Below are 19,240 nucleotides of genomic sequence, written 5' to 3'. Positions count from 1 at the left end.
TCCCCGATGTTACCGGGGAATCTCTCCCATGGCCCTTCCGGCGGCGTTTTCCTCGCATAATGGAACGCCTGGTCCTCTGTTTGAAACAGATGTTCCGGAACGAAAGAACCAAAATACCCACTTGGTGAAATATTTATTCCATTTCGCTTGCAGCCGTCAAGGGAGATTCGAAATGGACGTGCCGGTTTTTCGATGGAGGCAAGCGTGCAGCGCCCTCGCGGCCGGGCATGCAAACGTGCTGCGGCGGACTTCCGGGCGATTTCACGGCGCGAAAGAATTCCATCAGCCTGATGGATCACATCATTCCGACGGGAGGCGGCTTAGATGTTTTCCGGCAGATAGATGTCGAAGGGGAGAAAAGTCTGGCCGGGCGCATTGGCGGCGCCGGTCTCGATGGCATGCGCCATCAGCCCGACAAGCTCGCGGCAGAGCGCCGCCAGCGGGGTCGAGATCACCATGGTCAGGATGTTGTCGGCAAGTGCCGCGCGCGACTCCGCATTGATCTCGTTGCAGACGACCACCGGCATATGCGCCGGCTTCGCCGCCCTCAACGCCGCGACCGCGCCCTCCATGCCGCCGCCAGCGACGTAGCAGCCGGCAAGGTCGGGATGCCGAGCCAGAAGCTCGAGCATCGCATCATGCGTCACCTGGTTGGCCTCCAGGTTGACCAGCGTCTCCATCACAGTGAAATCCGGCGCATGCTCGCGAAAATAGGAGCGGAAGCCGATCTCGCGCAGCTCGTGACCATGAAAACGGTGGCTGCCGACGAAAAGCGCGACCTTGCCTGGCTTGCTGGCGGCCTTGGCGATCATCCAGGCCGCGGTGCGTCCGACCTTGCGGTTGTCGAGCCCGACATAGCCTTCACGGATGCCGGCGGCGAAGTCGGAGAGCAGCGAAAAGACCGGCTGCCCTCGCGCCTTCAGCGCCTCGACCACCGCCGTCAGGGTGGGATGGTCCGGACCGACCACGGCGATGGCCCTGGATTTCGCCGCCAGCTTGCGCATCTGGGCGGCGATCTCATCGGGCGCCAGCGAAGCGGCGAAGTCGATCGTCGCAGTGCCCCGGAAACGTTGCGATTGCGAGACGGCAAGCTCCAGCTCGCGGGCGAAATCGCCGTAGAAAACGTCATTGCCGCGTAGCAGCAGGAAGCCGAGACGATATTCGGGCAACTCCTGGCGCATGCGCTGCCTGATCAGGCCGGCGGCGTGATAGCCGATGTCGGTCGCCGCGTCGTAGACGCGACGCGCCGTCTCCTCGCGCACCGGCAGGCGATTGTTCAACACCCGGTCGACCGTGGCGACGCTGAAGCCTGAAACGCGCGCGAGATCGGTGATTGTCGGCCGCTTTGCCATGAGTGCTCCATCGCTTGCCCGACTCAGATTAGCCCAATCTGATAGAAAATGATAGAATCTATCGTTGTGACATTGAGGCTATCATGACTTGGCGCTATGGTGAAGTCGAAGCCAGCCATGGGCGAGGCGCGGCATTGCCGAGGGCCATTCGCCAGGTGCTGATGGAGGACCCCGCAATGACGGCAATCACGTCTCCGGCGCCGTCCGGACGCGACTACAGCCTGACCGGCCGCGACGCCAAGCGCGCGGTCGAGAACGGGCTTTCGGCGGCCCAATGGTACCACACCGAGATCCCGCGCAAGCAGATGAAGGAGCTGATGCAGCGCTCCGACCAGCCCGCTATCCGCGACACCATCATCTGGCTCGGTGCGCTGATCCTCAGTGGCGCGGGCGGCGCTTGGTTCTGGGGCAGCTGGTGGTGCGTACCGTTCTTCTTTGTCTATGGCACGCTCTACGGTTCCTCGACCGACTCCCGCTGGCACGAATGCGGTCACGGCACCGCCTTCCGCACCCAATGGATGAACGATGCGGTCTACCAGCTCGCCTGCTTCATGATCATGCGCAATCCGGTGACCTGGCGCTGGAGCCATACACGCCACCACACCGACACCATCATCGTCGGCCGCGACCCGGAGATCGCCGTCATGCGACCGCCGGACCTTTTGCGCGTTGTGCTGAATTTTTTCGGCGTGCTTGATGCTTGGCATGCGATGACCGACATGGTGCGCAATGCCGCCGGCGTCATCAGCGCCGCAGAACAGACCTTCATCCCGGAACAGGAGCAGCCCAAGGCCATCCGCATCGCCCGTATTTGGCTCGCGATCTATGTCGCGACGATCGCGCTGGCGCTCTATCTGCATTCATGGCTGCCGCTGATGCTCGTCGGCCTGCCCCGCCTCTACGGCGCCTGGCATCACGTCATGACCGGGCTGCTGCAGCATGGCGGGCTGGCCGACAATGTCATCGACCATCGGCTGAACAGCCGCACCGTCTACATGAACCCGATCAGCCGGTTCATCTACTGGAACATGAACTACCATGTGGAGCACCACATGTTCCCGATGGTGCCCTACCACGCGCTGCCCAAGCTGCATGAGCTGATCAAGCACGATTTGCCGGCGCCGACGCCGTCGATCCTGGCCGGCTACCGCGAGATGATCCCGGCCTTCCTGCGCCAGCTGCGCAACGAGGACTACTTCCTCAAGCGCGAGCTGCCGCCGACGGCAAAGCCCTACCGGGAAGAGCTCCACAACGACAATCCGGTAGCGGCCGCGGCCGAGTGACCCGATCCGACACAACCGACAACGAAGAATTTCGCCGGAGGACGACATGAGCGACTGGGTCGAGGCCTGCGCGGCCGGAGACATCGACGAGGAGGACGTAATGCGGTTCGATCATGCCGGCCGCACCTACGCCATCTATCGCAGCCCGGAGGACGAGTATTACGCGACCGACGGCCTGTGCTCGCATGAGAAAGTGCATCTGGCCGATGGGCTGGTGATGGACGACATCATCGAGTGTCCAAAACACAATGGCCGCTTCAACTACAAGACCGGCGACGCGCGCGGGGCGCCGGTCTGCGTCAATCTCAAGACCTATCCGGTCAAGGTCGACGCTGGCAAAGTCCTCATTCAGCTTGGGTGACGGAATGGCGGGAGGAATGGTCATCATCGGCGCCGGCGAGTGCGGCGGTCGTGCCGCGCTTACCCTGCGCGACCTTGGTCATGAAGGGCCGGTGACGCTGGTCGGCGACGAGCCGCATCTGCCCTATGAACGGCCGCCGCTGTCGAAGGAGGCGATGACCAGCGAGGCGCCCCTCATCAAGGCGATCGCCAGCGACGAGCTTTTGGCCGAACGCTCGATCCGCCACATCCATTCCGTTCGGGCCGTCGCTATCGACCGCGCCGCGCATCTCGTGCGCCTCTCCGACGGCTCTTCGCTTGGCTATGGCAAGCTGCTGCTCGCGACCGGGTCCGTGCCGCGCAAGCTGCCGATGCCTGGTCTGGGCGGCCGCTGCGTTTATCTCAGGACCTTCAACGACGCGCTCGCGATCCGCGCCCATCTTAAGCCGGAGAACCGCGTCGCCATCATCGGCGGCGGTTTCATCGGCCTCGAGCTTGCCGCTTCGGCGCGCAAGCTAGGCGCAACGGTCACGGTGCTCGAGGTTCAGCCGCGCATCCTGATGCGCGGCGTGCCGGCCGAGGTCGCTGAAATCATTCACAAGACGCATGAGGCCGAAGGCGTGAAGGTGCTTACCGGCCAAGGCATCACGGAGATTGCCGATGACGGCACGCAAGTTCGTATCACGCTTGCCGACGGGCAGGAAATCGTCGCCGATCTTGCCGTGATCGGCATCGGCGCGGTGCCGGTGACGGCGCTCGCCGCCGAAGCAGGACTTGCGATCGACAACGGTATCGCCGTCGATGAGAACCTTTGCACCGCGGATCCGGATGTTTTTGCCGCCGGCGACTGCTGCTCGTTCCCGCTCGCCGTCTATGGCGGCCGGCGCGTGCGGCTGGAAGCCTGGCGCAACGCGCAGGAGCAGGGCGCGCTCGCCGCGAAGAACATGCTGGGCGCCAAGGAGGCGCATGCCGCGGTGCCGTGGTTCTGGTCGGATCAATATGGGCTCACGCTGCAGATCGCCGGGCTTTCGGACGAAGGCCGCTCGACCGTACGGCGCGACCTCTACGACGGCGCCTTCATTCTGTTCCACCTGGCCGAGGACGGCAGGCTGGTCGCCGCCAGCGGCATCGGGCCCGGCAATGCGGTGGCGCGCGACATACGGTTGGCCGAGATGCTGATCGCGAAGCGGGCGACGCCCGCGCCTGAGGCGCTCGGCTCGCAATCGGTCAAGCTGAAGTCGCTGCTGGCGGCATAGGCCCGAGTAACCGAGGGGGTTCACGGACATGGCACGCAACAGACCGACCGTCGCCGATTTGCAATCGCTCAAGGGCAAGCGGCAGCTTTCGAAGCTGCGCGTTTTCTCGCTGGAGGAGGCCGAGGCCGCCGAGCGTGCCGGCCTCGACATCATCTCGGTTCCCTATGACCTTATCTTCGATCCGCGTTTTCGCGACGCCGCGCCCACCTGCTTTGCCATTCCCGGGGACGAACGCATCAAGCTGGGCGCAACCACCGACGAGATCCTGCGCACGGCGGTGAAGCTGCGCGCGGCCAGCGCCGACGCCATATATTGCTCGGCCAGCCTGCAGACCATCCGCCGGCTGCGCGACGAGCATATTCCGGTCTGCGGTCATGTCGGCCTGATCCCGGCGCATGCGACCTGGACCGGCGGCTTCAAGGCAGTCGGCAAGACGGCCGAAAGTGCTGCCCTCGTCTGGAAGCAGGTCAAGGAGCTTGAAGCCGCCGGCGCCTTCGCCGCCGAGATCGAAGTTGTGCCGGCGTCGGTTGCAAGCGCGATCTCGCGGCGGACGCCGCTGATCATGATTTCGATGGGCGCGGGCGCCGGCTGCGACGCGCAATATCTATTCGCGGAAGACGTGCTCGGCAGCAATCGCGGCCATTATCCGCGCCATGCCAAGCGCTACCGCGACTTCGCGGCGGAATTCGACCGCCTGCAGAGCGAGCGCATCGCGGCCTTCCGCGAATATGCCGACGATATCCAGTCGGGCGCCTATCCAGAGCCGCGGCACATGGTCGAGGCGGATGCCGGCGAAATGCGCAAGTTCGAGGCGTTTCTCGCCTCGGAAGGCTACTGAGCCACGCGGCTCAGCCGGCTAGAACAGCGTCTTCAGCTCGTCCAGCTTGTCGTTGACCAGCCAGCCGTAATAATTCTCCTCGGGCAGCTTTTCCGGTTCCCCGGCAGCGCGACGCTTCTCGTTCTCCTCCTCCAACGCATAGGCGCGCTGCTCGGGGTTGCCGACATTGTAGAGCGTGGCGGTCAGGCCCGGATTGTGCGAGATGTCGAAGCCGGCGATGCTGTTGTAGGCGTCGATCGACTTCCTGATGGTCGCAGCGACGTAAGGCAGCGTGAGGTCGGGATCCATGATGGTCTTGTAGACCGTGTTCGGATCATTGACGTCGAGCTCGGGCAGGCCGGAGACCTTGTGCACGAGATCGCTCATCTGCAGCGCCGTCAGCGGGTTGAGCTGGCCGAGTCCGAAAGTCTGGCCGGCATAGTAGGGCTGGAAGAAAGTGGCTCCGAAGCGGTCGTTGGGGAAGCTGGTCCCCCCGACGGTCTTGCCACGGAAGGAATGGTTCCACACCTGCTCGCGGCATTCCCAGAGATCGTAGCTGTCGGTTATGGCGGCGCATTTCTGGAATTGCGGCCGCTCAACGAAATCGCTGACGTCCTCCCCTTCATAAGCGAAGGTGAGCTTGCTCGACAGGTAGGACATTGCCTTGACGTAATAGGTCTGCAGCCGATCATAGGCGTCGACATTGTAGGTGTGCTCGCCGACGATGGCGCCGACGATGTGCATCGGATCGATGTCGTAGGCGGCCGCCACTTTCCTGATCTTGGCGCGCAGCTCGGCATCGTTCTGCAAGAGCGCGTAGACCTTGCGATACTTGGCCTGGAAGGTGGTGTTGGTGGCCTGGGTGCGCCGGCTGGAAGCGCCCGGAATATCCGGCTGCACGCTGTTGCGATTACCCGGCGGCACCATGGTCGCCGCGTTCGCCGTTGCCACCGCCGCAGCCAATGCCAGCCCAACAAAAAGAAGTATGCGTTTCTTCATCCACCGCCGCCTTCAAGTCGGCGGCAAACTAGGTAAAGCGAGTGGGAGAGTCGAGACGAGGCAAGCTTCCGACGGGACGAAAGGTGGCCAGATGGTACCATCTGGCCACACATCGCCGGGCTTCGCCCGTTAGAGGATGAACCGTGACAGGTCGGTGTTGCGCGAGAGATCGCCGACATGCTTCTGCACGTAGTCGGCATCGATGGTGACCGCCGTGCCGTGGCGGTCCGGCGCGTCGTAGGAAATCTCGTCCAGCACCCGTTCCATCACCGTCTGCAGGCGTCTGGCGCCGATGTTCTCGACATTGGCGTTGAGGTCGACGGCAATGCCGGCGAGCGAATCGATGGCGTCGTCGGTGAAGGCCAACTCGACGCCTTCGGTCTTCATCAGCGCAATATACTGCTTGATGAGGCTGGCCTCCGTTTCGGTGAGAATGCGGACGAAATCCTGCTTCTCCAGGGCACGCAATTCGACCCGGATCGGCAAGCGGCCCTGCAGCTCCGGAAGCAGGTCCGAAGGCTTGGAGACGTGGAACGCGCCCGAGGCGATGAAAAGAATATGGTCCGTCTTGATCGGCCCGTATTTCGTCGCAACGGTGGTGCCTTCAACCAGCGGCAGCAGATCGCGCTGAACGCCTTCACGCGAGGGACCGCCCGAAATGTCGCTCCTGGCCGCGATCTTGTCGATCTCGTCCAGGAACACGATGCCGTCATTCTCCGCCGATTCCAGCGCCTGGCGAACCACCTCGTCCTGGTCGAGCAGCTTGTCGGACTCGTCATTGATCAGAAGCGCGTAGGATTCCTTCACGGTCGTCTTGCGGGACTTGGTCTTCCTGCCGCCCATCGCCTTCGACAGCATGTCGTTGATGTTGAGCACGCCGATATTGGCGCCCGGCATGCCGGGGATCTCGAAGCCCGGCATGCCGCCGGTGCCGGTGTCCGCCACCTCGATCTCGATCTCCTTGTCGTCGAGCTCACCGTCGCGCAGCCGCTTGCGGAAGCTGTCGCGCGTGGCCGGGCTCGCGGTCTTGCCGACCAAAGCTTCGAGCACGCGCTCTTCGGCATTGATGTGAGCGCGCGCCTTGACGTCCTCGCGCATCTTCTCGCGCGTCAGCCCGATGGCGACCTCGACGAGATCGCGCACGATCTGCTCGACGTCGCGGCCGACATAGCCGACCTCGGTGAACTTGGTGGCCTCGACCTTGACGAAAGGCGCGCCGGCCAGCCGCGCCAGCCGGCGCGAGATCTCGGTCTTGCCGACGCCGGTCGGGCCGATCATGAGGATGTTCTTGGGCATCACCTCTTCGCGCATCTGGCCCTCCAACTGCTGGCGGCGCCAGCGGTTGCGCAAGGCGATCGCCACGGCGCGCTTGGCGTCTTTCTGGCCGATGATGAAGCGGTCGAGTTCCGAAACGATTTCGCGGGGAGAAAAGGTGCTCATATTACTCAAATTCCACTTTGCCACTGCCTGATGGACTCGAACGGATGCAGCAGCATGATCACGTTGAGCGTCAGATTGTCCCGGATGATGTAGCCCGTGCCGAATTCGAAAATGAGCGCCAGGGCCACGATCACCCATATAGGGAGCTTTCGCGCCATCACAAATCCGAGCGCCATGAACAGCGTGTCGGACACCGAATTGATGATGCTGTCGCCGTAATAGTTGAGGGAGATAGTGCCGGCGCGGTAGCGGTCGATGATGAAGGGGCTGTTCTCCAGGAGTTCCCAGCCGCCCTCGATGAGGACGGCGAAAGCCAGCCTCAGCCCGACGGGCGAGCGCGGGAACAGAGCCCAGGCCAGCGCATAGAACAGGAAGCCATGGATGATGTGCGAGAAGGTGTACCAGTCGGCGATGTGCTGGGAATTCTCCGAGCTATTCACCACACCGTGCCAGAGCTTGACGTAGCCGCAGGTGCAGATCGGCGGATGGCCCATGCCGTAGAGAATGCCGGCCTGGAAAACGACGAGAGCCAGCACCAGCAGCAGCCCCATGCGCCAGCTGTCTTCATAGGCCGACAGCGTCTTGTCTCCCCCGGATGCGGTCATTGTGATCAGTCCCCCTCTTGTTGGTCGATTTCGGCCGCATCGACGGCCATCAGCACGACGTCCCCATATTCCGAATGCCTGCGGCCGATCGGCCTGAAGCCGGCCTTTTCATAGGCGCGGATGGCGCGGCCATTGCCGGGATGTGGATCGATGACGACGCGCGGCGCGCCTTCCTCGAACAGTTCCGCGACGAACTGGCGGACGATGGCCGAGCCGTGGCCGATGCCGACCAGGTCCGGCGGCCCGATCGACAGATCGATACCCAGCGTGCCGAACGGCTGGTCGGCGTAAGGATGGTTGTCCTCGAGATGCGGATCGTAGCTCTGCAGATAGGCGATCGGCTTGCCGCCCAATTCGACGATCAGCGGCTCCACCGAAACCGACCCGATATGCTCGCGTATCTCGGCGATCTCCTTTTCCGGATCGCCCCACCATTCGGCGATATGCGGCTCGGCAAGCCAGCGGGCGATCATCGGCAGATCGTTTTGGGTGACCGGCCGAAAATCGTAGCTGTCTTCCTGTTCGACCATGATCTGTTCCAGAAGCCGATTCCCACTTTTCGGGATCATGGCCGGCCGCCTAGGCGGCATCGAGCGTTTCGACGACGAAGCTGCTGTTGGTGTAGACGCAGATATCGGCGGCGATCTGCATCGCCCTGAGGGCGATCTCCTCGGCGTCCTTGTCGGTGTCCATCAGCGCGCGGGCGGCGGCGAGCGCGTAGTTGCCGCCGGAGCCGATGGCCATGACGCCATGTTCTGGCTCGAGCACGTCACCGGTGCCGGTCAGCGCCAGCGAGACCGACTTGTCGGCGACCAGCATCATCGCTTCCAGGCGGCGCAGATAGCGGTCGGTGCGCCAGTCCTTGGCGAGCTCGACGCAGGCGCGGGTCAGTTGGTCAGGATATTGTTCGAGCTTGGCTTCGAGGCGTTCGAGGAGGGTGAAGGCGTCGGCGGTGGCGCCGGCAAAACCGGCAATGACACTGCCGCCCTTGCCGATGCGGCGCACCTTGCGGGCGTTGCCCTTCATGATGGTCTGGCCAAGGCTGACCTGGCCGTCGCCGGCGATGACAACCTTGCTGCCCTTGCGCACGGTGACGATGGTCGTGGCGTGCATGGTCAGTTCATTCGACATTTCCTGCTCCGAGTCGCGCTATCCCTCAAAGGCGATTGGCGCGGTACGAGTGACTTTGATCGGCCATATGTATGCATAGGGCGAGTGATTGCAAACCGTCCGCGGCAAGGCCGATACAGTCCGGAATGGCAACTGGCAATCGCCGGATCATGCTGATAGAAGGCTCTCGTTTTCAAGCCCGCGCCTCTGAACAGGACAGACTGATGCCGCCCCGTTCCGCAGAAATCAGCCGCAAGACCAAGGAAACCGAGATTTCCGTATCGGTCCATGTCGACGGCACGGGTAAATCCGACATTTCGACGGGTGTCGGCTTCTTCGACCACATGCTCGATCAGCTGTCGCGCCATTCGCTGATCGACATGACGATCGAGGCCAAAGGCGATCTTCACATCGACGACCATCACACGGTCGAGGATACCGGCATTGCCATCGGCCAGGCGCTGAGCAAGGCTTTGGGGGAGCGGCGCGGCATCATGCGCTATGCCTCGATCGAGCTCGCTATGGACGAGACGCTGACCCGGGCGGCGATCGACGTTTCCGGCAGGCCGTTCCTGGTCTGGAACGTTTCCTTCTCGTCGCCGAAGATCGGCACATTCGACACCGAGCTGGTGCGCGAATTCTTCCAGGCGCTGGCGCAGAACGCGGGCATAACGCTGCATGTGACCAACCACTACGGCGCCAATAACCATCATATTGCGGAAACCTGCTTCAAGGCCGTGGCCAGGGCGCTGCGCGTAGCGCTGGAGCCTGACCCGCGCCAGCCCGATGCGGTGCCGTCCACCAAGGGATCCCTGAAAGGATAACCCTATGGCCATCTATGTCGTGATGGAGCCGCCTGCGGGGGGCAACGAGAAGGACGCCGCCCTAGTGCGCGACAGCTTCACCTGGCTCGGCTTCCTGTTCTCGCCGATCTGGCTCGCCTGGCACCGCCTCTGGATCGAGGCCCTGCTCACCTTCGCGGCCATGGCGGCGTTGTCCATGCTCGGCGAGAAACTAAGGCTTGAATGGGCTGGATCGGCGCTCTCGCTGCTGGTGTCGCTCTATATCGGCTTCGAAGGCCAGGCCCTGCGGATCGCGGCGCTCCGCCGCCGCGGCTGGCGGGAATGGGGCGTCGTCGAGGCCGGCAGGCTCGGCGATGCCGAGGTCCGTCACGCGCTCGAAGCCAGCGAGCGCACGCAGGAACAGGCGCCGATGCCGCACATCGTGCCCGACACCAACCTGGCGCGGCCGGCGCAGACGGGCATGGCGCTGGGGCTGACCCATACGCCGGGAAGGCCCTGACATGCGGGTAGCGATCATCGACTATGGGTCGGGCAATCTGCGCTCGGCCACCAAGGCCTTCGAGCGCGCCGCACATGAGGCGGGCATCGCGGCGACCATCGATCTCACCGCCGACGCCGAGCGGGTGCGCAGCGCCGACCGCATCGTCCTGCCGGGCGTCGGCGCCTATGCCGACTGCGCGGCCGGCCTGCATGCCGTCACCGGCATGTGGGAAGCGGTGGAAGAGGCGGCGCTTCGCAAAGGGCGGCCGTTCCTCGGCATCTGCGTCGGCATGCAATTGATGTCGGAACGCGGGCTGGAAAAGACCGTCACCGAGGGTTTTGGCTGGATTGCCGGCGACGTCAAGGAAATCACGCCGAAGGATCCGGCACTAAAGATCCCGCAGATCGGCTGGAACACGATCGAGCTCGCGCGCAAGCATCCGCTGTTTTCGGGCATCGAGACCGGTCCGAAAGGGCTGCACGCCTATTTCGTCCATTCCTACCACCTGGAGGCAAGGAACCCGGCCGAGGTGCTGGCGACGGCCGACTATGGCGGGCCGGTGACGGCGGCCGTTGCCCGCGACAACTTTGCCGGCACGCAGTTCCATCCCGAGAAAAGCCAGGCGCTCGGCTTGGCGCTGATCACCAATTTCCTGAATTGGAGGCCCTGAATGAGCAAGAAGGGCTACTGGATCGCCATGATCGATGTCCGCGACCCGGACACCTACAACAAATACATCGAGGCCAACGCGAAGGCCTTCGCCAAATTTGGCGCGAAGTTTGCTGTTCGGGCCGGCCGCCATACCGACCCGGAGGGGGCAACGGGAAACCGCCATGTCGTGGTGGAGTTCGATTCTTATGACAGGGCGCTCGCCTGCTATCAGTCGCCCGAGTACCAGGAAGCCTTGAAATTCCGGCTGGCGGCATCGACCGGCCACTTCGCCATCGTCGAGGGCGCCTGATCGTGATCCTGTTTCCGGCAATAGACCTCAAGGACGGCAAATGCGTGCGCCTGAAGCACGGCGACATGGCAACCGCCACCATCTACAACGATGACCCGGCGGCCCAGGCACGAGCCTTCGAAGAGCAAGGCTTCGAATGGCTGCACGTCGTCGACCTCAACGGCGCCTTCAAGGGACAGAGCGTCAATTCCGCGGCGGTCGGCGCCATCCTCAAGGCGACGAAGAACCCGGTGCAGCTCGGCGGGGGCATCCGCACGCTGGCGCAGATCGAGGACTGGCTGGACCGCGGGCTGGCGCGAGTCATCCTCGGGACCGTGGCGGTGCGGGAGCCCGAACTGGTGAAGGAGGCATGCAGGACCTTTCCCGGCAAGGTAGCGGTCGGCATCGACGCCAAGGGGGGCAAGGTGGCGGTCGAGGGCTGGGCCGAAGCCTCGGAACTCGGCGTCATCGAATTGGCGAGGAAGTTCGAAGGTGCGGGCGTGGCCGCCATCATTTACACCGACATCGACCGCGACGGCGTGCTCTCCGGCATCAACTGGGATGCCACCATCGACCTTGCCGAGGCGGTGTCGATCCCGGTGATCGCTTCCGGCGGATTGGCCTCCATCGCCGACATCGTGCGCATGACCATGCCCGATGCGAAGCGCCTGGAGGGTGCGATCTCCGGTCGCGCGCTCTATGACGGGCGCATCGACCCGGCGGAGGCGCTCGCCATCCTGCGCGGCAACAACGCGGAGGCACGAGCGTGAACATCTCGATCATCCTGGCGTCCTATGACAGCGGCCACTTTCACGGCCGCTGTGGCCAAGGCCCCGATGCGCTGATCTCCGGCGGGCTGGCCGAGGCGCTGAAGCTTGCCGGTCACGACGTCGAGGTGCGCGACATCGGCAAGGTCGTCGAGGACGAGCAGGAGCGCGAGATCGGCACGGGATTTGCCGTCTGCAACGTCGTTTCGGGCGAGGTCCGCATCGCGCTGGACAACGGCCGCTTCCCCATCGTTCTGGCCGGCAACTGCCTGACCAGCGCGGGCGCGGTTGCGGGCGAAGGCGCGGATGCCATCATCTGGGCCGACCAGCATGGCGACCTCAACACGCCGGAAACCTCCACCTCCGGCTTTCTCGACGGCATGGCGCTGGCAACGGCGCTTGGATTGTGCTGGCGGCGCATGGCGGCGCAGATTCCCGGCTTCAAGCCGATCGAGCCGGCCCGCTGTGTCCTGGTCAACGCACGCGACCTCGATACGGCCGAGAAAGAGCTTTTGGAGAAGCTGCCGATCATCCGCACCGAGTGTCCGGACTGGGCAGTGGCCGCGGCGAAGCTGAAGGCCACGGGTGCCGAGCGCATTCACATGCATGTCGACCTCGACGTGCATGATCCGGAAACGCTGCAGGCCAATCGTTACGCAACGCTCGGCGGCCCGGCGCCGGAGCAGGTCCGCACAGCGATGTGCGGCTTTGCCGGCCCGCTCAGCATCGCCGGACTTACCATTTCCGCCTACGATCCGGCGTTCGACCCGAAGGGCGAGGTGCCGCCGCAGGTCGGCGCGCTGGTGGTCGACCTTTTGTCGACCATGGAGGGGCGCTGATGCTGAAAGCCCGCGTCATTCCCTGTCTCGACGTCAAGAACGGCCGCGTGGTCAAGGGCGTCAATTTCGTCGACCTGGTCGATGCCGGCGATCCGGTCGAGGCGGCGAAGGCCTATGACGAGGCGGGCGCCGACGAGCTCTGCTTCCTCGACATCACCGCATCGTCCGACAATCGCGAGACGATCTTCGACGTGGTCGCCCGCACGGCCGAACAATGTTTCATGCCGCTGACCGTCGGCGGCGGCGTGCGCCAGGTGGCCGACATCCGAAGGCTGCTTCTGGCCGGCGCCGACAAAGTATCGATCAATACGGCGGCGGTGAAGAACCCGGATTTCGTCGCGGAGGCCGCCGACAAGTTCGGCAACCAGTGCATCGTCGTCGCCATCGACGCCAAGAAAGTATCGGCTGCCGGCGAGGCCGACCGCTGGGAGATCTTCACGCATGGCGGGCGCGAGAAGACCGGCATCGACGCGGTCGAGTTCGCCAAGAAGATGGTCGATCGCGGCGCCGGCGAGATCCTGCTGACCTCGATGGACCGCGACGGCACCAAGGCCGGCTACGATATCGCGCTGACCCGCGCGATCGCCGATGCCGTGCGTGTGCCGGTCATCGCTTCGGGCGGCGTCGGCACGCTTGATCACATGGTGGAAGGCATCCGCGATGGCCATGCCGGCGCCGTGCTTGCCGCCTCGATCTTTCATTTCGGCACCTACACCATCGCCGAGGCCAAGGCGCATATGGCGGGCGCCGGCCTGCCGATGCGGCTGGACTCGACCGTTCATCGGACTTAAACCACTGCTATGGCTCAATTTTCGCTCGCCGAGCTGGAAACGATAATCCATCAGCGCGCCCATTCCGGCGACCCGGAGTCATGGACGGCGAAACTGTTCGCCAAGGGCATGGACAAGGCGGCGCAGAAGCTCGGCGAGGAAGCGGTCGAGGCCGTGATCGCCGCCGTTCGCGGCGACAGGCAGGCCCTCGTTTCGGAAAGCGCCGATCTTCTATATCATTGGCTGGTAGTCCTCGGCATCGCGGGCATTCCGCTGGAGGACGTGCTGAAGGAGCTCGAGGGCCGCACCGGCCGCTCGGGCGTCGCCGAAAAGGCGTCCCGGCCCCGGGGCTGACCGCTAAAGACGGATAGAGCATGATGTCGTCCGAAAACCGTTCCACACTTTTCGGCATCATGCTCTAGGAGGGCAGGAGACTCGATGGACCAGCTTGCTCCGACCGAGAAATACTCCCCCTTTCGTTTCTTCTCGGCCGAGCAATGGTCACAGTTCCGCGCCGACACGCCGCTCACGCTGACCGAGGACGAGATCGACCGGCTGCGTTCGCTCAACGACCCGGTTGACCTCGAAGAGGTCAAGCGCATCTATCTTTCGCTTTCCCGTCTGCTTTCGGCGCATGTCGAGGCGAGCCAGCTGCTGTTCAGGCAGCGCCAGGCCTTCTTCAACGCGCAGGACGTCGTCAAGACGCCGTTCATCATCGGCATCGCCGGCTCGGTCGCCGTCGGCAAATCGACCACCGCTCGCGTGCTCAAGGAACTGCTGGCGCGCTGGCCGTCGAGCCCGAAGGTCGATCTCATCACCACCGACGGCTTCCTCTTGCCGAACGAGATCCTGCGCCGCAACAATCTGATGGAGCGCAAGGGCTTTCCAGAAAGCTACGACGTCGGCGCCCTGCTCCGCTTCCTTTCCGGCATCAAGTCGGCGCAGCGCGACGTCCGGGCCCCGGTCTACTCGCACCTGACCTACGACGTCATTCCGGGCGAGTTCGTCACCATCGACAGGCCGGACATTTTGATCTTCGAAGGCATCAATGTTTTGCAGCCGGGCAAGCTGCCGAAGGACGGCAAGATCGTGCCGTTCCTGTCGGATTTCTTCGACTTCGCGATCTATATCGATGCCGACGAGAAGCTGATCCACCAGTGGTACACCCAGCGCTTCATGCGACTGCGCGAGACTGCCTTCCGCAACCCGGACTCCTTCTTCCACCGCTATTCGCAGCTGTCGGAGGATGCCGCCCGCGCCATCGCCGAGGGCCTGTGGAGCAACATCAACCTGAAGAACCTGCGCGAGAACATCCTGCCGACCAGGGCGCGCGCCGACCTCATCCTGCGCAAAGGCGCCAACCACCTGGTCGAAGAGGTGGCATTGCGGAAACTCTGATCGAATCCAGCGGACCGGCGCCTAAAGCGCATGGCCTGGCGCGGATTCAAGCGACGCGTTTTCAAATTAGTCTTTGTTCTTAGCCGGCGGCAGCTTCGATAAGGAGCCGGGTCTCAGCAGACCGTAGCGGCCGCCACGGGACGGTTGACGGCTCCGACCGGCATGTTCGGCACGAGGCGACCGTCGGCGGGGATCAGCTTGCGAGCGACGACGTAAATCACAGACACGACGACGACGGCTACATAGCTGTCTATTGCATAGTGCCATGCCAGATAGACCGAGCTGACAGCAACAAAGGCTACGTAGAGCAGAGCGAAGACGCCGAGCAGGCGGCTGTATTCGCGCACGAATAATGCATTGAGCATCGCAAGGCCGACGTGAACGCTGGGAAACGCCGAGATACCCGTGGCAAAACCGGTCTGCTTGGCCTCATACAGCGACCATAGATACTGCTGGTAGGCGGCAGCGGAGTTGCTCGACCCAGCCCCGCGGGCCAGGAATGCAAGCTGTTCACCAAACCGCGCCGTGTCTCCCGTGACCGCGCCGTAAAATGCCGGACCCGCCGAGAGGAACAGCGCCGCCAGGATGTTCCCGACAACAATCCAGACTGCCATAAAGCAGGCGAGATAGCGCGTTCGGACCGATGCCACCGTGGGCGATGTCGCGACGAAGAACAAGCCGACGAAATTCAGCAGAAACCAGAAGACGTTGTAGTTCCATTCTATTATGGCGCGCACCAGATCACTTTCGGCCACGGAGTAGAGCCAGCGCCACGGATCGGCGCCCAAATGGAGGAAAGCGTCGATGTCGGCGTGCAGGACATCGAATTGAAAACCGCCTTGCCAGGCCGACATTCCGTTTTTCACTGAAGTGAAATTGCCCTGAAAGATCATGAGCGCCATCAGAAGGCACAATCCCGATAGCGAGTATGCCAACCGCCCGGTCGAAAACACTCTTTTCGCAGCCAAACGTCGCCGGGAATTGAAGCGATGCATAATGAGAATTGCGTCGGCAAGGATGGCTATTGTGGGCAGTGCGAAGCCGTTGAGAGAAATCCAGGACCCGAAATATATCGAGAACGCGAGGCGGTCGGGGGCGCCAATCGCGTTCAGAAAGATCAGCCCGGCCAAAACATAAATGACGATGGCCAGATAGAGGCCCGAATCCCTGCGAACGAGTTGGGCTGCCTCCGTGACGATTGCCCACAGGCCGCGGAGGACCGAATAGCTTTGCGTCATTGCCGAGCCCCAAGCTGCAATAGCTGCCCGTCTTTATGAGGAAAACTTCTAGATTTCGTTAGCTTGCGGGCACCGTTACCCGCCGCAGCGTCAGATTGACACGGCCGCCACTCCTCAACAGCGCCGAGGTCGCTGGGTAGATGCGGTCAACGCCGTGGAAACAGAGGCGTCCCTCCCCGCCAAGCACGACGACATCGCCGCTCTTCAGCCTGAACGACTTGGTGCCGCCTTCGCGCGTGGTGTGACCGACCCGAAACAGGCAGTCGTCGCCGAGCGACACCGAAACGACGGGTGCTGCGAAATCCTGCTCGTCGCGGTCCTGGTGCAGGCCCATCTTGGCCTCGCTCGAATAGAGATTGACGAGGCAGGCTTCCGGCGGATGCGGATAGGCCGACACCTCGCGCCACACTTTTAGCAGGGCTTCGGGAATCGGCGGCCAGGGCTCGCCTGTCACCGGGTGCATCGGCTGGTAGCGATAGCCGCGCTCGCGGTCGGTCACCCAACCGAGCGCGCCGCAATTGGTCATGCGCACGCTCATCTCCTTGCCGGTGCGCGGCATGGCCGGCACATAAAGCGGCGCCGCCTGCACGACGCGCCTGATCTCCTCGACCAGCGCTTCCTGCTCCGTGCGCGGCAGATAGCCCGGCATATGGCGAACGCCCTTGGGCAGAACGAGCATGGCATTCGATCCGATCAGTTCGTCCGAGCATGCCACCGGCAGAACGGCTTCGCGACCCGAAAGCGGCCGTCGTCGGATGTCGGCCCCTAGTCGCTTTCAACCCGGCCGCGCAGCTTCTTCACCGTCGAGCGCCCGGCCTTGGTCTTGAGGCGCCGCTCGACGGCGCCCTTTGAAGGCTTCGTCTTCTTGCGCGGCGGCGGCGGCGGCTCGGCCGCCTTGGCGACCAGTGCCGTCAACCTGGCTCGCGCGTCGGCGCGATTCTGTTCCTGAGTGCGGAAGCGCCCGGCCTCGATGACGATGACGCCATCCTTGGTGGCGCGCTGGCCGGCGAGCTTGATGGCGCGCTCCCGCACCCGCTCCGACAGGCCCGGCGCATTGGCGGCGTCGAAGCGCAGCTGGACGGCGGTCGCCACCTTGTTGACGTTCTGGCCGCCCGGCCCGGAAGAGCGGATGAAGTCCTCGTGCAGGTCGTCCGGATGGATGACCGCGTCACTGGCGATGATGATCCTGTCGTCGGCATTCATGCGCACAGTCATGGCGCGGCGGCGGGAAAAAGAAAAGGCCCGGCCGAAGCCGGGTCCTGGAGAAAGAGATGTTCGGAGCGGCAGCTATTCCGCCGCCTCCTGCAGGCGCGGTGCCGCGCCGCGGATGGCCGCGTCGACATGTGTTTCGAATTTCTCGAAGTTGGCGGCGAACATGTTGACCAGCTTGGAGGCCTGCCGGTCATAGGCCGCCTTGTCGGCCCAGGTCGAGCGCGGATCGAGAATGGCGCCGTCGACGCCCGGCACCGCCACCGGCACCTCGAAGCCGAAATTGGCATCGGTGCGGAATTCGGCGGCATTGAGCGAGCCGTCGAGCGCCGCGCCGAGCAGGGCGCGCGTCACTTTGATCGGCATGCGACGGCCGGTACCATAGGCGCCGCCGGTCCAGCCGGTGTTGACCAGCCAGCAATCGACGCCGTGGCCGGCGATCAGCTCGCGCAGCAGATTGCCGTATTCTGACGGATGGCGCGGCATGAAGGGCGCGCCGAAGCAGGTCGAGAAGGTCGCCTCTGGCTCACTTATGCCCTTTTCGGTGCCGGCGACCTTGGCGGTATAGCCTGAAAGGAAGTGATACATCGCCTGCGCCGGCGTCAGCCGGGCGATCGGCGGCATCACGCCGAAGGCGTCGGCCGTCAGCATGATGATGTTTTTGGGATGGCTGGCGCGTCCGGTCTTCGAGGCATTGGGAATGTAGTCCAGCGGATAGGCGCAGCGCGTGTTCTCGGTGAGGCTGCCGTCGTCGAAGTCCGGCACGCGGGCGGCGTCGAGAATCACATTCTCCAGCACCGTCCCGAAGCGCTGCGTGGTGGCGAATATCTCGGGCTCCGCCTCGGCCGACAGCCTGATCGTCTTGGCGTAGCAGCCGCCTTCGAAGTTGAAGATGCCGTGCGGCCCCCAGCCGTGCTCGTCGTCGCCGATCAGCGTGCGCGATGGATCGGCCGACAGTGTCGTCTTGCCTGTGCCGGAAAGGCCGAAGAAGACGGCCGCGTCGCCGGCGGGTCCTTCGTTGGCCGAGCAATGCATCGGCATGACACCTTTTTGCGGCAGCAGGTAGTTCAGCACGGTGAACACCGATTTCTTCATCTCGCCGGCATAGGACGTGCCGCCGATCAGCACGATCTTGCGGGTGAGATCGACCGCGATAACCGTCGCCGCGCGGGTGCCGTGGCGGGCCGGGTCGGCGCGGAAGGACGGCAGGTCGATGATCGTCATCTGCGGTACGAATTGGTCGAGCTCGGCGGCTTGCGGGCGGATCAGGAGATTGCGGATGAACAGCGAGTGCCAGGCGAATTCCGTCACGACGCGAACCGGCAGCTGGAACTCGGCGTCGGCGCCGCCGACGAGATCCTGCACATAGAGATCCTTGGCCGCAGCATGGGCGCGGAAATCGGCGAGGAGCGTCTCGAACTGCGCCGGCGAGATCGCCTTGTTGTTTTCCCACCAGACATGCGGGGCGGTGCTGTCGTCACGCACGACGAACTTGTCCTTCGGCGAGCGTCCGGTGTGCTGGCCGGTCTCGGCAACCAGCGCGCCCTGCGCGGTCAATTTCGCCTCGCCGCGGCGGATCGCTTCCTCATAGAGC

The 19,240-nt window shown here is 63.8% G+C and carries 24 protein-coding genes; 13 read left to right on the top strand and 11 right to left on the bottom strand.

Annotated features, from left to right (window positions below; translation table 11 throughout):
* Both EOA32_RS39270 and EOA32_RS16475 read right to left on the bottom strand, forming a co-directional pair.
* On the bottom strand, positions 1-299 hold a 299-nt coding region (locus EOA32_RS39270), incomplete at its 3' end, for a hypothetical protein (RefSeq protein ID WP_210214834.1).
* A 21-nt stretch (positions 300-320) separates the two neighbouring features.
* A complete protein-coding gene (locus EOA32_RS16475; protein ID WP_095777088.1) occupies positions 321-1,352 on the bottom strand; it encodes a LacI family DNA-binding transcriptional regulator in 1,032 nt (343 codons plus the stop codon).
* A gap of 176 nt (positions 1,353-1,528) precedes the next feature.
* Between EOA32_RS16475 and EOA32_RS16470 the strand changes: the two genes are divergently transcribed.
* Genes EOA32_RS16470 through EOA32_RS16455 form a run of 4 tightly spaced genes read left to right on the top strand, consistent with a single transcriptional unit; the run spans position 1,529 to position 5,068 of the window.
* On the top strand, positions 1,529-2,635 hold the full coding sequence (locus EOA32_RS16470; protein WP_095782371.1) for a fatty acid desaturase family protein: 1,107 nt from the start codon (positions 1,529-1,531) through the stop codon (positions 2,633-2,635).
* Positions 2,636-2,681: 46 nt separating this feature from the next.
* On the top strand, positions 2,682-2,996 hold the full coding sequence (locus tag EOA32_RS16465; protein ID WP_067002880.1) for a MocE family 2Fe-2S type ferredoxin: 315 nt from the start codon (positions 2,682-2,684) through the stop codon (positions 2,994-2,996).
* A gap of 16 nt (positions 2,997-3,012) precedes the next feature.
* Positions 3,013-4,230 carry an FAD-dependent oxidoreductase gene (locus EOA32_RS16460; RefSeq protein WP_245499301.1) on the top strand — a complete coding sequence of 406 codons (1,218 nt, stop codon included), beginning with the start codon at positions 3,013-3,015 and terminating at the stop codon, positions 4,228-4,230.
* 28 nt (positions 4,231-4,258) lie between these two features.
* The gene (locus EOA32_RS16455) at positions 4,259-5,068 is read left to right on the top strand and encodes a 3-methyl-2-oxobutanoate hydroxymethyltransferase (RefSeq protein WP_128372317.1); all 810 of its coding nucleotides are present in this window, start codon (positions 4,259-4,261) and stop codon (positions 5,066-5,068) included.
* An 18-nt stretch (positions 5,069-5,086) separates the two neighbouring features.
* Here EOA32_RS16455 and EOA32_RS16450 read toward each other — a convergent pair whose 3' ends face one another.
* The 5 genes from EOA32_RS16450 to hslV form a co-directional block, all read right to left on the bottom strand.
* Positions 5,087-6,046 carry a DUF1402 family protein gene (locus EOA32_RS16450; RefSeq protein ID WP_067002888.1) on the bottom strand — a complete coding sequence of 320 codons (960 nt, stop codon included), beginning with the start codon at positions 6,044-6,046 and terminating at the stop codon, positions 5,087-5,089.
* Between the two features lie 129 nt (positions 6,047-6,175).
* Positions 6,176-7,486, bottom strand: coding sequence for an ATP-dependent protease ATPase subunit HslU (hslU, locus tag EOA32_RS16445; RefSeq protein WP_067002890.1), 1,311 nt, complete (start codon positions 7,484-7,486; stop codon positions 6,176-6,178).
* Positions 7,487-7,491: 5 nt separating this feature from the next.
* Positions 7,492-8,091, bottom strand: a complete 600-nt coding sequence (locus EOA32_RS16440) for a DUF2585 domain-containing protein (RefSeq protein ID WP_067002893.1) — start codon at positions 8,089-8,091, stop codon at positions 7,492-7,494.
* Positions 8,092-8,096: 5 nt separating this feature from the next.
* Positions 8,097-8,621 carry a GNAT family N-acetyltransferase gene (locus EOA32_RS16435; protein WP_067003273.1) on the bottom strand — a complete coding sequence of 175 codons (525 nt, stop codon included), beginning with the start codon at positions 8,619-8,621 and terminating at the stop codon, positions 8,097-8,099.
* A 49-nt stretch (positions 8,622-8,670) separates the two neighbouring features.
* Positions 8,671-9,222: an ATP-dependent protease subunit HslV gene (gene hslV, locus EOA32_RS16430; RefSeq protein ID WP_128372316.1), complete on the bottom strand. Its 552-nt coding sequence runs from the start codon at positions 9,220-9,222 to the stop codon at positions 8,671-8,673.
* A 203-nt stretch (positions 9,223-9,425) separates the two neighbouring features.
* On the opposite strand from hslV, the gene hisB reads away from it, so the two are divergent.
* The 9 genes from hisB (at position 9,426) to coaA (ending at position 15,199) form a co-directional block, all read left to right on the top strand.
* Positions 9,426-10,025, top strand: a complete 600-nt coding sequence (gene hisB, locus EOA32_RS16425; protein ID WP_095825521.1) for an imidazoleglycerol-phosphate dehydratase HisB — start codon at positions 9,426-9,428, stop codon at positions 10,023-10,025.
* Between the two features lie 4 nt (positions 10,026-10,029).
* On the top strand, positions 10,030-10,503 hold the full coding sequence (locus tag EOA32_RS16420; protein WP_067002897.1) for a DUF2628 domain-containing protein: 474 nt from the start codon (positions 10,030-10,032) through the stop codon (positions 10,501-10,503).
* A gap of 1 nt (position 10,504) precedes the next feature.
* The gene (gene hisH, locus EOA32_RS16415) at positions 10,505-11,155 is read left to right on the top strand and encodes an imidazole glycerol phosphate synthase subunit HisH (protein WP_095827266.1); all 651 of its coding nucleotides are present in this window, start codon (positions 10,505-10,507) and stop codon (positions 11,153-11,155) included.
* On the top strand, positions 11,156-11,446 hold the full coding sequence (locus EOA32_RS16410; RefSeq protein WP_095776891.1) for a DUF1330 domain-containing protein: 291 nt from the start codon (positions 11,156-11,158) through the stop codon (positions 11,444-11,446).
* 2 nt (positions 11,447-11,448) lie between these two features.
* Positions 11,449-12,195, top strand: coding sequence for a 1-(5-phosphoribosyl)-5-[(5-phosphoribosylamino)methylideneamino]imidazole-4-carboxamide isomerase (gene hisA / locus EOA32_RS16405; protein WP_095776890.1), 747 nt, complete (start codon positions 11,449-11,451; stop codon positions 12,193-12,195).
* Entirely contained in the window at positions 12,192-13,031 is an 840-nt protein-coding gene (locus EOA32_RS16400; RefSeq protein WP_128372315.1) for an arginase family protein, read from the top strand. The genes hisA and EOA32_RS16400 overlap by 4 nt, the downstream gene beginning before the upstream one ends.
* A complete protein-coding gene (gene hisF / locus EOA32_RS16395) occupies positions 13,028-13,822 on the top strand; it encodes an imidazole glycerol phosphate synthase subunit HisF (protein ID WP_179295084.1) in 795 nt (264 codons plus the stop codon). Before EOA32_RS16400 ends, hisF begins: the two co-directional genes overlap by 4 nt.
* Positions 13,823-13,831: 9 nt before the next feature.
* Entirely contained in the window at positions 13,832-14,155 is a 324-nt protein-coding gene (locus EOA32_RS16390) for a phosphoribosyl-ATP diphosphatase (RefSeq protein ID WP_128372314.1), read from the top strand.
* An 84-nt stretch (positions 14,156-14,239) separates the two neighbouring features.
* Entirely contained in the window at positions 14,240-15,199 is a 960-nt protein-coding gene (gene coaA, locus EOA32_RS16385) for a type I pantothenate kinase (protein ID WP_067002907.1), read from the top strand.
* A gap of 113 nt (positions 15,200-15,312) precedes the next feature.
* Here coaA and EOA32_RS16380 read toward each other — a convergent pair whose 3' ends face one another.
* From EOA32_RS16380 to EOA32_RS16365, 4 genes are all read right to left on the bottom strand, one after another.
* Positions 15,313-16,437 carry a phosphatase PAP2 family protein gene (locus EOA32_RS16380; protein WP_128372313.1) on the bottom strand — a complete coding sequence of 375 codons (1,125 nt, stop codon included), beginning with the start codon at positions 16,435-16,437 and terminating at the stop codon, positions 15,313-15,315.
* Positions 16,438-16,495: 58 nt separating this feature from the next.
* The gene (locus tag EOA32_RS16375) at positions 16,496-17,116 is read right to left on the bottom strand and encodes an alpha-ketoglutarate-dependent dioxygenase AlkB (protein WP_128372312.1); all 621 of its coding nucleotides are present in this window, start codon (positions 17,114-17,116) and stop codon (positions 16,496-16,498) included.
* Between the two features lie 86 nt (positions 17,117-17,202).
* Positions 17,203-17,640, bottom strand: a complete 438-nt coding sequence (gene arfB / locus EOA32_RS16370; protein WP_067002912.1) for an alternative ribosome rescue aminoacyl-tRNA hydrolase ArfB — start codon at positions 17,638-17,640, stop codon at positions 17,203-17,205.
* A gap of 84 nt (positions 17,641-17,724) precedes the next feature.
* Positions 17,725-19,240: phosphoenolpyruvate carboxykinase (locus EOA32_RS16365; protein WP_128372311.1), on the bottom strand; the 1,516-nt coding region annotated here is incomplete at its 5' end.

Origin of the sequence: Mesorhizobium sp. M1A.F.Ca.ET.072.01.1.1 (genome assembly GCF_004023325.1) — a bacterium.
Classification (GTDB): Bacteria; Pseudomonadota; Alphaproteobacteria; order Rhizobiales; family Rhizobiaceae; genus Mesorhizobium.
This window is presented reverse-complemented; position numbering and strand designations above follow the sequence as displayed.

Excerpts from the sequence above, each read along its gene's own strand:
- EOA32_RS16465 (WP_067002880.1), top strand. The coding sequence starts at position 2,682 with ATGAGCGACTGGGTCGAGGCCTGCGCGGCCGGAGACATCGACGAGGAG.
- hslU (WP_067002890.1), bottom strand. The coding sequence starts at position 7,486 with ATGAGCACCTTTTCTCCCCGCGAAATCGTTTCGGAACTCGACCGCTTC.
- EOA32_RS16450 (WP_067002888.1), bottom strand. The coding sequence starts at position 6,046 with ATGAAGAAACGCATACTTCTTTTTGTTGGGCTGGCATTGGCTGCGGCG.
- EOA32_RS16435 (WP_067003273.1), bottom strand. The coding sequence starts at position 8,621 with ATGGTCGAACAGGAAGACAGCTACGATTTTCGGCCGGTCACCCAAAAC.
- hisH (WP_095827266.1), top strand. The coding sequence starts at position 10,505 with ATGCGGGTAGCGATCATCGACTATGGGTCGGGCAATCTGCGCTCGGCC.
- EOA32_RS16440 (WP_067002893.1), bottom strand. The coding sequence starts at position 8,091 with ATGACCGCATCCGGGGGAGACAAGACGCTGTCGGCCTATGAAGACAGC.
- EOA32_RS16410 (WP_095776891.1), top strand. The coding sequence starts at position 11,156 with ATGAGCAAGAAGGGCTACTGGATCGCCATGATCGATGTCCGCGACCCG.
- arfB (WP_067002912.1), bottom strand. The coding sequence starts at position 17,640 with ATGAATGCCGACGACAGGATCATCATCGCCAGTGACGCGGTCATCCAT.
- EOA32_RS16380 (WP_128372313.1), bottom strand. The coding sequence starts at position 16,437 with ATGACGCAAAGCTATTCGGTCCTCCGCGGCCTGTGGGCAATCGTCACG.
- coaA (WP_067002907.1), top strand. The coding sequence starts at position 14,240 with ATGGACCAGCTTGCTCCGACCGAGAAATACTCCCCCTTTCGTTTCTTC.
- EOA32_RS16475 (WP_095777088.1), bottom strand. The coding sequence starts at position 1,352 with ATGGCAAAGCGGCCGACAATCACCGATCTCGCGCGCGTTTCAGGCTTC.
- hisB (WP_095825521.1), top strand. The coding sequence starts at position 9,426 with ATGCCGCCCCGTTCCGCAGAAATCAGCCGCAAGACCAAGGAAACCGAG.
- EOA32_RS16420 (WP_067002897.1), top strand. The coding sequence starts at position 10,030 with ATGGCCATCTATGTCGTGATGGAGCCGCCTGCGGGGGGCAACGAGAAG.
- EOA32_RS16455 (WP_128372317.1), top strand. The coding sequence starts at position 4,259 with ATGGCACGCAACAGACCGACCGTCGCCGATTTGCAATCGCTCAAGGGC.
- EOA32_RS16470 (WP_095782371.1), top strand. The coding sequence starts at position 1,529 with ATGACGGCAATCACGTCTCCGGCGCCGTCCGGACGCGACTACAGCCTG.
- EOA32_RS16390 (WP_128372314.1), top strand. The coding sequence starts at position 13,832 with ATGGCTCAATTTTCGCTCGCCGAGCTGGAAACGATAATCCATCAGCGC.
- EOA32_RS16460 (WP_245499301.1), top strand. The coding sequence starts at position 3,013 with ATGGTCATCATCGGCGCCGGCGAGTGCGGCGGTCGTGCCGCGCTTACC.
- EOA32_RS16375 (WP_128372312.1), bottom strand. The coding sequence starts at position 17,116 with ATGCTCGTTCTGCCCAAGGGCGTTCGCCATATGCCGGGCTATCTGCCG.
- hslV (WP_128372316.1), bottom strand. The coding sequence starts at position 9,222 with ATGTCGAATGAACTGACCATGCACGCCACGACCATCGTCACCGTGCGC.